The sequence below is a fragment of the Xylanibacter muris genome, assembly GCF_013166605.1.
GTDB classification, from domain to species: domain Bacteria; phylum Bacteroidota; class Bacteroidia; order Bacteroidales; family Bacteroidaceae; genus Prevotella; species Prevotella muris.
The window spans coordinates 1-13646 of record NZ_JABKKF010000017.1 but is presented as its reverse complement, the minus strand read 5'-3'; the positions used below and the strand labels follow the sequence as shown (position 1 = coordinate 13646).

The following is a 13646-nucleotide window of genomic DNA, read 5'->3' as shown; positions in this document are numbered from 1 at the left end:
CTTTGCTGTGAGTTGCTATCAATGTCACTCGTCTTGATGCAAAAGTAGCAATAAAAATCAGAAACACATCAAAATGTCCCATGATTTTTTATCACAGGACGTTTTTATCTTCACTGAATATATCCGGTTTAATCGTTACCTCCATTTTCAGCGAATTGTAGGCTATGATTGCTCAAATTTATACTTCAATCCATATTCATCCAGTTTATTATAGAGTGTTGTACGTCCTATTCCGAGCAATTCGGCGGCAACCTTGCGGTTCCCGTTCGCCTGCTTCAAGGCTCGCAGGATGCGTTCTTTCTCCACCCCGGTGTCTTTGAGCGCAAAGGAGAACGAAACGGGACTTTCTTCTGCATCCAGTTCCAAATCCGCCTCGGTTATCATGTCGTGTACGGCATGGAGGACAGCTATCTGTATCTTCTGTTTCAATTCACGCACGTTGCCCGGCCACGGATAGGTGAGCAGGGCGTTACAGGCGGAGGCATTGAAACCTTTGATATTACGTTCCAACTCCTTGTTTGCCGTTTCACGGAAGAAATCCGCCAACGGAAGTATGTCTTCTTGGCAATCACGCAATGGCGGTACGGTTATCACATACTCTTTCAGGCGGTAGAACAAATCCTCACGGAAACGCTTTTCATTGACGGCTTTCTGTAAGTCCTCGTTGGTCGCCGCCACTATCCGCACATTGGCGGTCTTGTCCTCCTTTGCACCGATGGGACGGTAACGGCGTTCCTGTATAGCACGGATTAACATCTGCTGTGTTTCCAACGAGAGGTTGCCCGCCTCGTCAAAAAAGAGTGTACCTCCGTCAGCTTCCTCAAAGTAGCCAGCCTTGTCGCTGTCTGCTCCCGTGAAAGCCCCTTTCCTATGCCCGAAGAAGGCTGATTGCGCCAATGTCGGGGACAATGAGCCGCAATCCACGGGGACAAACGGCTTGTCCGACAGCTTGCTTTGGGCGTGGATATGCTGTGCGATATGCTCCTTGCCCGTACCGTTCTCACCCAGTATCAATACACTTAACCGTGTGGGAGCGACAAGGCGGACACGCCTCTTGATTTCTTGGTATGCCTCGCCCTGACGTGTGAAGATAGGTATTTGAGTATGCTTTTTCCTTTCTTGCACCTTGTGCAGTGAACGAACAAGCGGAACGAGCTTGTCCTCTACCAGCCGTTTGGGTATATAGTCGGAAGAACCGAGTTTCATGCTCTCCACTGCCGTATGTACCTCGGCGTAATCGGTCATGACGATAAACGGTTGCCGTTTGCCATTAGTAAGCATCCACCGCAACAGGTCGATACTCTCGCCATCGGGCAGGCGTAGGTCGGCAAGTACGATGTCATCTTCATCGGCTTTTGCCAACAGTTTCTTGGCGGTTGAAATGCGGTAAGCCTGCACGGTATCGAACCCTCCCTTTTTGAGCAGGTTGCAGACGTAATCGTTATATACGGGGTTGTCTTCAATCACATATACTTTCATCTGACTTCCTCCTTCTTTTCCTTTCTCGCCAGTTCCATAATCATGTCACCCATTTTCAATACAGAGTCTACGGCACGCTTTATCTCGTCATTAGAGCATTCCTCATCACGGTGGAGCAATTCATGCAGTTTCCATAATGGTCTGTCCGCACGGATTACCGCCCACGAACTGCGCAGACGGTGTACCTGTCCGTCCAACGCATTGCGGTCGTTTCTGTTTGCGGCTTCCTTTATAACCTGCATATCCTTTCCCGTTTCGGTTATCAGGCGTTCCAGCATCGCCACCTTGTTGCCGTAGGCGAGCAGGGAGGAGAAGTCGGGCAAGTTGTCCGTAACACAATTCTGTTTGACACATTTCTCCGATACTGCCATCAGTTCCGCCATGTCGAAAGGCTTGAATAGGCAGGCAGTAAAACCGTGTGCCAACAATTCCTCTTCGGTACAACTGCCGGATGCGGTCGCCACGATTACGGGAATGGTCTTGGAGTTGCCGATGTCGGATGAACGCAACAGTTCCAATACCTCGTAACCGTTCGTTTCGGGCATTTTCAAGTCGGTAATCAGCAAATCATAATTTCGTGTGCGTATCGCCTCCATCAGGTCGCCCGTGTTGTCGCACGCATCGCAACGGATGCCACAGTAGGCGTACATATCCCTTACCATCGAAAGAAGAATGTCATTGTCGTCCAGTACCATGACAGAGAATGACCGTTCAAAATGGCTTTCCTGCCAGTCTTTTTCTTTATCGGAAACGCCATCCGCCGTATTCATGGGTATTTCCACTGTGAAACGGCTACCCCTGCCTTTTTCACTTTCCAGTCGGATTTTGCCGTGCATCATATCCACGATGCGTTTGACAATGGACAATCCCAGTCCGAAGCCGTCTTGCGTGGCGGCGTTCGAGAGCCGTTCAAACTCCCTGAACACCCGTTGCCGTTCTTCATTGTTCATGCCGCTGCCCGTGTCCTCAACGATAAGGGCAAGCGTTTCCCCATCGTAGTTTGAACGGAAAGAAACGCTTCCGGCTTGTGTGTACTTGATGGCATTGGATAAGAGGTTGTCGCCTATCTGCATGATGCGCTCCCTGTCACCCATGAGGATAACGTCCGCATCATTTTCCACGGTGAGTTTCAAATCCTTGACTTCCGCCATAGGTCGAAATTCCGCCTCCAGTGCATCAGTTATACTTTGCAATCTGAAAGGGGTGATATTCATCTTCTCTTTTCCGCTTTCCAACCGAAAGAAACTCAACAGAGAATTAAGTATTGTAATCATCCGTTTTGAGGCTTGCAGCACGCTTTCCGCATGGCGTTTGTTTTCCGCCGTGCCGTTGCTGCGTATCAGTTCCGTATAACCGTGTATGGCGGTCAGCGGTGTACGCAGTTCATGGGTGATTGTGTGCATAGCCTTTCTTCGGGATATTATCAATTCCTCGTTTTTCCTGTTGGATTCACGGAGTTGTCCAATCAGAGAAGAGGTATCTTTCTTGTATTTGCCTATTTGTTTGGCATATCTGTGAATGATGATATATGAAAACAACAAAAGGAGAACGGCAAAACCTGTCAAACCTCCTATCTGCATAAATGACCGTTCACGCATGGCGGTTATTTCCGCTTCCCTCCGTTGTAAATCTGTCTGTACCTTTTTGTCCATTTGGTGGATGAGCGTTTGCAGTTGGCGGTTCAGTTCCGTGTTCCTTGCGGCGAGGCTGTCGGCGTATTCGGACAATTGGCGGCTTTGCGTCTTTTGTCGTGCTATCACGTCACGGTTCAGTGTGTAGAGCATGGTTGTAGTGGCTGTGGGTTCCGGCTTTTCTTTCTTACCGAACAGCCTGAACAAGCCTTTGCGCTTCGCTTTCTTCGGCTCTTCCTGTGTACTTTTCCATGCAATGACGGGTACACGTTCGGCTATCCGTTCATTGATGGCCTCTTGCTCGTCAAGGACTTGCATTATCTGCCGCAAATGCTGTTCCTTGCTTTCCAATAGGTGGCGCACGCTGTCAATGCGCTCTGTAGGGTAAGATTGCTTGAAACGGCACAACATACTGTCCACCTCCAAACGCTTACGATGATAGGTCTGCACATCATCGTCTTCCCATTCCAATATCGTTTCACCCAAAAGGGAAAGTTCTATCGTCTTGGCATAGGCATGATGTATCTCCTGACGGAAAGCATTTATCTGCTTGTTCTCCGTATCCAATGCCTCAAGTTCCTGCCATTCTTGAAGCCACAGGTACATGATGCCTCCTGCCAACAGGCATACCAACAAGTAGCCTGCGGCAATCATCGTGCGGAAATGTTTTGTGTCTGCGGTATGTCGTTTCATGGGTAGCTGCTGTTGATTGATTATAATACAGCCCGTAGGTCTTTATCGGCTTACGGGCTGCATAGTCTTTGTGGCTTTATCCAATGTGATTACTACATCAAAATGTTTTTATAGTGTTCTCAATAAACATTTCAAAATCCTTTTCCCATATCATAAACTTTTTGCAGGTGGTTGGTATTTAAAATTGCACCTTTCTCACTGACACTGTTGACGAGATAGTGGCCTCTGTTTTTCCATCCCCTGTCTTGTGCAATGAGTTCAAAAGAGCGTACCATACCGTCAAATACATAAGGGTCTTCCAACTCTCCGCATGAAAGAAGCATGCACTCCTTGACAGGCAAGTCCTTTTTGCCTATTATGAAAGAATAAAACTTGTCTATGGCAGCTTTCATTTGGGTGGGAAACGAGTACCAGTAAAGAGGGGTACAGAATACGATGGCGTCACTTTCCGCCATCAATGATGCTAGTTTGTTGAAATCATCATTGAAAACACAGGCTTTCCCCTTGCTGAAACAGTTGTCGCAAGCCCTGCAACCTTGAATATGTTTATGTGCAGTATCAAACCGCACGACACTGTTGCCTGCCTCTGACGCTCCCTTTGCAAAAGCGTCTGCCATCAGGTCACTGTTACCGCCTTTTCGCGGACTGCCGGTCAAAATCAATATGCGTTTGCCCATTTTCCTTAATCTCTCTATTCAAATCTTTTATTCTCCCATACGGAAATCGCCCACGTTGTCATGGCTTAGCGTGACTTCCTCGATACGGCTTGTGCATCCGCCGCGTTGCGGGCATTGGCTGCTGATACCGAGATAAATCCGGTCGGGATAGTAATTACGGTACAGACGTACCATGTGCCACTCTTTTTTGTCTAATGAATAGTAGCTGGCGATAGTCCGGGTGTCGGAAGATATTTTCATATAGACCGACGGGGCATCTATCTTGTCATGGTTGTTGTCGTCCGATGTGCCTTGTGTCCGTACCGATACGATGCGGTGGTTGCCATATTCGTCCTGCTCGAAGGCAAGTTTCTGCCAAAGCGTATCATTGACATACACAAACAGGTCGGCTGCATTGTAAAGTCCCTCTGCGGTGAATTCAGGAGTTACCTTGGCTGTCAGCGTGAACGGTTTGGTATTGTCCGTAGGAATCAGCAATACGGGCAGCGTGTTGTTGGACAGCTTCCCTTCGTTCGGGTCGCAGAAGAAATCAAGTCCTTCGGCACAACGGAATTCCAATGCTCCGTCTGCCAGCAAGCTTACACACGTATCTGCGCCATTGATGGCATGGGTAAAAGTGACATCGCCTAAAGTGACTTTGCAGTCTGCAATTCTGCTTGCCACATCGGTGCTTCCGGTTTGTCCGGCTTCATTCTGTGTGGTCTCATTTTTTGGTTGGCATGCGGCCAACGTGAGGCATCCGGCAAGGATTGCCTGATAAATAATTGTCTTTTTCATTGCCTAAGTTGTTTATTATTAGTATTTTTGCCGCAAAATTAGGCAAAATAGGGCAATGCCGCAATGGTGAATAATAACCAATTTTCCGGATGCACGAACAGGAACACAGATTACAATCCCTGCTGACAGGGCAGAATTTCAACGCGGAAAGCGACATGGATGAATGGTTGGAAACAGCCAAAGGCTATGCCCATGCGTACGCTCAAGCGACCAATGGCATTGCGGTCCTCTCTGATTTCCAAAACAATGTGAACCATATTTATTCCGGTCTGTTCGGGCAGACATTAGGATTGCCGGAATATGCCGAGAACAAGAATTCCGTCTTCGAGCATGAAGTGTTCGACAATATCCCCGATGAGGAATTGGTGGAACGCCATATTCTCGAACTCCGTTTTTTCCGTTTCTTGGAATCTGTCCCGGCAACCCAAAAGCCCGATTTCAATGCCACTTGCATCATTCATTTTCAAAGGCAAGGAATGCCGCCCCTATCCGTACTCCACACTACCCGATATTTGCTTTGCCATGCCAATGGCAGTATATGGTTAGGACTTTGTACTTATGCACCTTTTCCGCAAACTAATGAAGTCATGGAAGGCTGTATTATCAACACACGTACCGGTGAAACCGTTTGCTTGGAACAGTTTGACAGCCGATTGCTCAGCCGCCGTCAAATAGAAATTCTTTCCCTGTTGGCAAAAGGCGAAGGCAGCAAACAGATTGCGGACAAACTCTCCATATCCGTCAACACGGTCAGCCGCCACCGCCAAGATATTCTCACGCGGCTGCGCGTTACCAATACTGCCGCAGCCGTGGAGATAGGTTTACGTATGCGTCTTATATAGACAACGGATTTCACATTATTTTTAGTATCGTTTGATATTGAATTGAAATTTTGTGTACTCTATTTGAATATGCTGAATTTTCAAGATATGGCTTTGCCTATTAACAAATAAGATTTATAGCCTCATGCCTCGTCTGCGTTTGGCTTTCTTTTTTCTCCGCAATATCTCCGCCATTTCCTGATTGGCTTCCGCATCAGCGGCGTTGAAAGATGAGCCGTTGCCGTTCAGTAGTCCCAACGAACCGTTGAATAACTCGCCGAGTGCCGTGCCGGATGGTGCGCTTGGCATGGCAACTTCATGTACTTTGGCTGTTATTCCCATACGCTCATTGTATCTGTTGCGCTGCAATGCTGCGTCAATCTTGGAATAGCTGAAACGCCTATCCACTTTTGAGCCGTTGAAATGGTAGCCATTTTTAGTGAATACGACACCCTGTACCTCATTCGTCTGCCCCTTGTGCTTGAAACTGACTTCCACACCCTGACGTTGCAAGTTGGCGACAAGCACGTTCCAGTTACCGCATCTGCCGACTTCCCTTTTGAGAATGTCGTAAAGCTCGTATTTTGTCATGTCCGGCTCTTTCAGGCGGTTGCGCTTGACATTTTCCTTGCCCTCCGACATGTGCAGACCGTATTTCAAGGTAAGCTCCTTACAGATACGGGTGCTACGAAACCGCTCGTGCCTGTCCGAAATAGTATTGCCGTTGTTGTCTATACGGTTGAAGGCAATATGCACGTGCGGATGCTCCTTGTCGAAGTGACGAGCGATGAAGAACTGCGTATCACGGATGCCCATCCGCTCCATATATTCAAGCGCAATGTCTGTCATGACGCGGTTCGTCAGGTGTGTCTCATCCCCTTTTGAAAAACTCAATGCAATGTGTCCGACAGGCTTCGATACTTTACTGTTCATCTGTGACTGCATATTGAAACTCATGGCGATGGTTTCCTTGTTTTCCATGAACAAGCCGTTGTATGCCACCACCTGCGTACCCTTGCTCTTGTCAAGGATGTAGTCCACTACACCCTTGAAGTAGCTTCCCTTTACAATTTTCGCCATCATATCCCTGTCTTGCTTATCAGTTCGTGAATCCTTGCCACTGCCACCTTGCAGTCCCACCGGACTTCTGAAAAACCTCCGGCATTCGCTTTATGTGCAAGCTGGTTGAGGTTGTTCGCCATGCCGCAGAGTTGGCGAATGTGTCCGGCATGTTCTTCCGACACCCGTCCCTTCACATGACCGTTTCGGAAACATTCCCTCATATACTCGCTCGGCGATACTCCGGCTTCATGCGCCTGTGTCAGCAGACGGAAGTAGTCGGCTGCCGCCAGCTTCACTGCAACACGGTATTTCAATTTCTCGGTTGCCCCTTTCTTCGGGCGACCGCCCTTGTTACGTTTCTTATCTTCTTTATGTTCCATATTTCATTTCTTCTAATTATGTTCCTGACTATACTGTATAGACCAACAGGATTGGGTTACTGACTAAAGTCCGTAACGGGTGGCAAGCGGTTTCGGGACACCCGAAACACAAACTTGCTACCTCCCCAATTCCATCGGATGAATTTCGGGCAGCTCCCGTTTTTTCCTTGCGGAATCTCATAATCTCAATCCTTTTTTCTTGGGTTTAACGATGGTTCGTGGCGGTGGATTGACGATTAAATTCTGTCGCTTGCCGCACAGGTAATCGTTCAAATCCTTATATCCATTGTAGTTTTGGGAGAAGTCCCTGATACGTCCGGCAAACTCTTTTTCCAGTTTCCAATACGTTTTTCGTCCAGCCTCGTCATTGTCAAGCAGGCAGTGGATGCACCCGTATCCATGCAGCACGTCAATGGCTTTTGAAACATTGGAAACCGAATTGAGAATGACGTAATCCTGCCCGTCAAGGCTGGGCATGGTCGGGCAGTTCTTCATCCGCAAGGTGAGGAATGAAAGGTTGTCCGTCATTCCCTCGAACACGAGGCATTTCTCCCTCGGTTCTCCCTGTTGCCGGATATGGCTGATGTCCTTCGGTGCGATACAGCCCTTGAAAAATTGGTTGCGTACATCATATCCTCCTGCCACATTCGAGAATCCGATGGCGAAGTAAGGTTTGCCGTTATGAGTGAAATGTAGCTCCTTACATTCTGCTTGTGCCAATTCGATATTTATGCCACGTTCCTGCAAGTAGCGGAGCAATGCCGGATGCGTGAGTTCTCCCACTTCCAAATGTTGGAAACTCGGTTTGTCAGTCTGTCGTTCTCTGAAAGAAGAACCGACAGGTCGGATATGCGGTGTCTGTCGTTCAATCCGTTCCAACAGGTACGGCACATTGTCGGAACGGTAGAGTTCCTGCGCCAATGCGATGATGTTGCCGCCTTTGCCAGTTCCGAAGTCATACCATTGGTTAAGGTCGGTGTTTACCTTGAACGATGCTTCCGTTTCCTCCCTGAACGGGGATTTGTACCAAAGGCTTTTGCCCTGCTGCTTGACGGGGCTATAACCTAAACTTTGCAGATAGTCTGCGATGCGTATCTTCTTTGCTTCCTGTGTAGTCATAATCTTCCTATGGTTTTAATGGTGAATGAAAATCGTTGATTCATTGAATTGTATATATAATGTGATTATATTCAATCAGATAGATGCTCAACATCCGCTCAACAAACTACTCACCAAAAGAGAAACCGACAATCGGTCGGATTCTTCGTCTCAACTTCTCTTTTGGTCTGTTGAGATTTTGTTGAGAGTGTATATCGTTTATTATTAGTATGATTATATCCTTATTCAACAATTCAACAAAAAGACAATGGATTTACAGCGTTTCAAGCTGCTGCCTCGTGATGCTGTAGAAGCGTCCCACTCTCCTTATCGGCTCATACCTACACTCCCGATTGTAGTTCAGTTGGTAGGTGGTGTATGTAAGCCCGTTCGGTGCTGGCGTGAGCTTCCAACACTCCTGCAATACCTTTCTCACTTGGTGTTTCTCCGCCTTGACATACGTGTTTGCCAACAGAACGAGTATATCATGCGGACAGAATGAAACGCTGTCCACATCCATCGTTGCCATAATATCGAGAAGCAGCTCTGCCATTTCAATCTCCAATCGGTTGCGGTTACTGCGGATTATCTTCTGCAAGGCTTCGGTATGCAGCAGTGACGGGGCAAACCACATACGGCTCTCTTTTTCGGTGGATAACCGTCTGTGCTGCAAGTGGTAGAGGAAAGCAGGTATCTCCGCTTTCAGCTTTTGCAGGAAGTCGGTATCATCCGACTGCAAGCGGTCTATCTTCCGTACCCAATAGCGTGTTTCCCCTGCGTCTATGATGACAGGCAGATATTCGTTGTTGGAACACAGCACGAATTTGGCGAAGAACGCAATCTCGTCACGGTCTTTGCCTTTGGCTTCCACTTTGTAGGAGAGTGTGGTGCTCAGGTTCTTCAACCTCTCGCTGTCCTCCCTGCGGTTGAGCAGCACTTCATCCACCACGATAAGGAGTTTCCCTGCCCAATCGGAATTGAACTGGCTTCGGAAATCCTCGTTGGTGTTGAATGTCACGTTGTTCTGAAAGAGGGCTTTCAGAAAGTTCAGGAACGTGCTTTTGCCCGTATTCCGTTCTTCTGATACCAGCAGCAGGATAGGCAACTTTTGGATAGGGCGCAGGTAGAGCAGTTGCAGGTAGTCCATTCCCAACTCGTATTGCTCCCCGAAAATATGCCGTACCAAAGATTGGATGTGCGGAAAATCGCCCTCTTGCGGACGGTGGTCTATCGGTTCATACAGGTTCAGGAACTTGTCCACTATCGGACGGTAGTTCACATGGTCGGGAACCGTGCAGAAGCCGTCATATTTGGGGATGGTGGCGAGAAAGTGTTTGCCGTAGTCCTGCCGTAATGTTTCGTTGTTCCACACGATGCGTTTCTTCACATAGCCGCCGTCCAGTCGGGGCTGGTTCACTAACTTGTAGAGGGTCGTACCAACTCGGATAAACTCCTCTTTGCTGATGTCTGATTTACTCATTGTTCATACGCTTAAACGGTTGATAAATAATCGTATGCAAAATTAGAGAGGGTTGCTTGAAACCTTGATACGCAAATCACGGCAGAATGGCGCAAAAAACACACGGAATGAAAAACTTGCAGTATATCGGAGAACTTGACAACAAGAAATCCCGAAGAAATACCACTTTAATGGCAGTTTCTTCGGGATTGTCGCATTCGTATGAATGAATGGCTATGCGCCTATTCAAACACTCGTGTAAATGAATTGTCGGCAATGGGAATACGCATCGGTTTCATTACTTCATGTCGTCATATCAATACACTTCACGCTTGATATTCAGATGATTTTATGCTCTTAACCAGCGAAAAGAAGATGCTTGTTTTCTCTTTTCGCAAGTACAATCTTTCAAGTATGGCATTGCGTATCCGTTCCGCTCCGTACGAGTTGATACGGAAAGCGAGAGCGACAACCATTTCAAGGCTGTAAACATCCACACCGATTTTGTCCGATAGATGGATATGCCGTTGCGCTTTATGCTCTTTCAGTATTCCGCTTTTATATACTGCTTTGATTGCTGCTCGGATGGATGGAGCAATGACACCGAACAGGCTGACAAGTTCCGCTTCGCTCATCCATACCGTTTCACTCGGTATAGTTATCGTACCGTGTTCTGTGATTTTGATGATATTCCTTTTCATTGTCCTGCCATTGATACATTGATAAACGATTGGTTCAGCCTGTTGCCGAGCATGGTAAGGTCGTTGTCCAACTTCTGCGTTGTGATTTTGGCGTAGATTTGGGTCGTGACTATGTTCGTGTGTCCCAAAACACGGCTCACGCTCTCAATAGGCATACCCATACTCAAGGCGAGCGTCGCGAAGCCATGTCTTGCACAATGAAACGAGATGTCCTTTGTTATCCCACACTCTTTCATCACCTTTTTCAGCGGTTTACAGATAGACCAGTAGTTGAGATTGGGGAAAACGAGGTTGTCCTCCTGACAAGGGCGGTAACGCTCTATTATCTGCAAGGGTATATCCAGCAGTTTCACTTGGAACGGTACTTTCGTCTTGTGCCGTTTCGATAATATCCACTTCTCACCGTTCACTTCCACGATGTTGTCATTGGTCAGTTCCTTGATGTCCACGAATGAGAGGGCGGTGAAGCTGGCGAAGACGAAAATATCACGGATATAGGACAGCTTGGCATCCACGAACTCGTGCGTCATCAATGCTTTCAGTTCGTCTTCCGTCAGGTACTCACGCTCCTTTACATTCGGGCTGATATGGAACTGGGCAAACGGATTTCTCGGTATCAGTCCGTTGAAGTGCGCACGCATGACAACGCCTTTCAGCCACATGCACTTTTCCCATATCGTCCCGTTGTGCAGTCCCGCTTCCGTTGAGAGGTAGGCGGCAAACTCCTTGATGAAGTCGGGCGTAATCTCCAGCATGGACATATCCGTCCGTCTGTAGAAAGACTTGATGAACGCTGCCACATGGTTTCTTGCCCTCACTCGTGAGTGGTAGGTTGCCATTACCCTGTCCTTGCCGACACGCTTCTTGAACACCTCGTTTTCACGGTCGAACGCTTTGAGCAGTGTCTCGTACTCGCTACCGATACCCTGATAGGCATTGCGTACCATTTCCGCAGTTACGAACGCTTCACGGTCGGATATGCGCTGGTAGTGCTTGATGATTTGCGCCTTGATGTTGTCCAATGCCAAATTGATGTCCCGTGCCTCCTTGCTCTTGCCTTTGGCTCGGTTGCCCTTGATGTCCCAAAGCGTCTTCGAGACACTCTGCTTGCAACTGAACTGCGCCACAGTCCCGTTGATTGTCACTCGTCCCATGATGGGGACAATGCCGTTTTTCTCCTTGCTGCCGTTCACGTAGAACAGCACCTTGAATGTACTTCTTGCCATACTCGTTTTTTGTTTGCAAAGTTATTACTCAACGAGTTAGACCATGTAAGCCAATCGAAGCCATACGGAGAAACTTTCAGTGCCATGTGTTAAAAATCACTTTCCGGCGGGTAATGATTTGGAGACCGTTCTCTTTCAATATTCCGCTTTCCTTTGCGTTACCTCATTTTTTCGTTTGGCACTGTTTGGCTTCATAAACGCTTTTATACTAAGCCATTCAGTGCATTTTCTCCCTTTTTCTGCGACTATTCCAGAGATTTACCGTAACAATGCATGTAAGACATACAGATATTATTTTTCTCTTCATTTTTGCAATATTAATTATACAAATTGTGTTTGTATTAGATTGATGATTTAAAGAACTCTATTGTTTTCAACAAACCTTCGTCTATTTTTATTAATGGATGCCAACCGCATAGCAGTCGTTTTGCTAATGTGATATCAGGATTCCTTTGCTTGGGATCATCTTTTGGCAAAGATTGATAACTGATTGTCGAGTTGGATTTTGTTAGTTTGATAATCCTGTTTGCTAATTCTAATATTGACATTTCATTTGGATTACCTAAATTTATAGGTGTATGAGGAATTCCATCTTTCATGACATAATTAATACCAGAAATTAAATCATCTATATATTGTAAAGACCGTGTTTGTTTCCCATCTCCATTTAAGGTGAGCGGAATATTCTTCAAAGCTTGCTGAATAAAGTTAGGAACGACTCTGCCATCTTCTACAGACATATAAGGACCATAAGTATTGAATATTCTTATTATTCGAGTATCAACTCCATATACTTTGTTGTAATCATGAAACAAAGTTTCTGCAGCTCGTTTACCCTCATCATAACAGCTACGAGGACCATTAGTATTTACATTTCCGAAATAGCTCTCACTCTGGGGAGAAACTATAGGATCCCCATATATCTCACTTGTAGATGCAAGCATAATTCTTGCGCCTTTTTTCTTGCCATCTTTAAAAGTCTCAGTGAACCGATAACAGATGTGACAAAGGTATGAATAGGGTCTTTTTGATATTGAATTGGAGATGCAGGACAAGCGAAATTATAAATTTCAGAAATATCATCCTCTATATCAAAACGAATAGTGATATCATGTTCGAGAAATACAAATCGGGGATTATTCAGGAACTCCTTGATATTTTCTATACTCCCCGTTGATAAATTATCTATACAAATAACTTTGTGGACATTTCCTTGCAAAAGTTTTGCGCACAGATGGCGACCTATAAACCCAGCCCCACCTGCAATTAATATTGATTTGTTTTGTTGTTTCATATTTGCTGTTTTTTATATGCAATGTAAAAGTAACATGAAAACAAAGAGTTCCGATTATAAATCAGGGGTGAATCTTTTATGAATTTTAGCTTATGGCAAAAATTCATAAAAGAAAATATGGTAAAATATAAATTTTATCAGTATCTTTCCTCTAAAAAGTCAAGATTTCCCAAAATCTCTTCCAAGTTAAAGGGCTGATTACCAGAGTAAAATATTTGGTGATATTTCCTTAAGAGGTATAACATTCTGAGCCACGGCGATGCTATGGCTTTCTGATTAAAGATTATTACTTTCCTCTACAGGCTCTTCGGCACTATGTCGGTGTCCAATTCCCACCGGAAGCGTCAG

11 protein-coding genes and 1 pseudogene are annotated in these 13646 nt (G+C 46.3%); 1 reads left to right on the top strand and 11 read right to left on the bottom strand.

Going from position 1 to position 13646, the window contains the following annotated elements; all coding sequences use genetic code 11:
- Positions 1 to 162: 162 nt before the first annotated feature.
- The 4 genes from HPS56_RS12510 to HPS56_RS12495 form a co-directional block, all read right to left on the bottom strand.
- Positions 163 to 1479 (bottom strand): sigma-54-dependent transcriptional regulator, encoded by a 1317-nt coding sequence (locus HPS56_RS12510; protein ID WP_172277265.1) that lies wholly within the window; start codon positions 1477 to 1479, stop codon positions 163 to 165.
- Positions 1476 to 3803: a hybrid sensor histidine kinase/response regulator gene (locus HPS56_RS12505; RefSeq protein WP_172277262.1), complete on the bottom strand. Its 2328-nt coding sequence runs from the start codon at positions 3801 to 3803 to the stop codon at positions 1476 to 1478. Before HPS56_RS12505 ends, HPS56_RS12510 begins: the two co-directional genes overlap by 4 nt.
- Positions 3804 to 3934: 131 nt before the next feature.
- Positions 3935 to 4480, bottom strand: coding sequence for a flavodoxin family protein (locus HPS56_RS12500; protein WP_172277259.1), 546 nt, complete (start codon positions 4478 to 4480; stop codon positions 3935 to 3937).
- 27 nt (positions 4481 to 4507) lie between these two features.
- Positions 4508 to 5257, bottom strand: a complete 750-nt coding sequence (locus tag HPS56_RS12495) for a DUF1349 domain-containing protein (RefSeq protein ID WP_172277256.1) — start codon at positions 5255 to 5257, stop codon at positions 4508 to 4510.
- Positions 5258 to 5346: 89 nt separating this feature from the next.
- Here HPS56_RS12495 and HPS56_RS12490 point away from each other — a divergent pair, with 89 nt between their 5' ends.
- Positions 5347 to 6099, top strand: coding sequence for a response regulator transcription factor (locus HPS56_RS12490; RefSeq protein ID WP_172277253.1), 753 nt, complete (start codon positions 5347 to 5349; stop codon positions 6097 to 6099).
- Between the two features lie 114 nt (positions 6100 to 6213).
- Here the strand turns inward: HPS56_RS12490 and HPS56_RS12485 are convergent, their stop codons facing one another.
- From HPS56_RS12485 to HPS56_RS12455, 7 genes and pseudogenes are all read right to left on the bottom strand, one after another.
- Positions 6214 to 7161, bottom strand: a complete 948-nt coding sequence (locus HPS56_RS12485) for a relaxase/mobilization nuclease domain-containing protein (protein ID WP_172277250.1) — start codon at positions 7159 to 7161, stop codon at positions 6214 to 6216.
- On the bottom strand, positions 7158 to 7520 hold the full coding sequence (locus HPS56_RS12480) for a MobC family plasmid mobilization relaxosome protein (protein ID WP_172277247.1): 363 nt from the start codon (positions 7518 to 7520) through the stop codon (positions 7158 to 7160). The genes HPS56_RS12485 and HPS56_RS12480 overlap by 4 nt, the downstream gene beginning before the upstream one ends.
- Before the next feature lie 177 nt (positions 7521 to 7697).
- Positions 7698 to 8639 carry a DUF8464 domain-containing protein gene (locus HPS56_RS12475; protein WP_172277244.1) on the bottom strand — a complete coding sequence of 314 codons (942 nt, stop codon included), beginning with the start codon at positions 8637 to 8639 and terminating at the stop codon, positions 7698 to 7700.
- Positions 8640 to 8892: 253 nt separating this feature from the next.
- Positions 8893 to 10098, bottom strand: a complete 1206-nt coding sequence (locus HPS56_RS12470) for a primase-helicase family protein (RefSeq protein WP_172277241.1) — start codon at positions 10096 to 10098, stop codon at positions 8893 to 8895.
- A gap of 305 nt (positions 10099 to 10403) precedes the next feature.
- Complete coding sequence (locus HPS56_RS12465; protein WP_172277238.1) at positions 10404 to 10778, bottom strand: virulence RhuM family protein; 375 nt, start codon at positions 10776 to 10778, stop codon at positions 10404 to 10406.
- Positions 10775 to 12004 (bottom strand): site-specific integrase, encoded by a 1230-nt coding sequence (locus HPS56_RS12460; RefSeq protein ID WP_172277235.1) that lies wholly within the window; start codon positions 12002 to 12004, stop codon positions 10775 to 10777. The genes HPS56_RS12465 and HPS56_RS12460 overlap by 4 nt, the downstream gene beginning before the upstream one ends.
- A 341-nt stretch (positions 12005 to 12345) precedes the next feature.
- Positions 12346 to 13298, bottom strand: a pseudogene (locus HPS56_RS12455) (NAD-dependent epimerase/dehydratase family protein).
- Positions 13299 to 13646: the final 348 nt, after the last annotated feature.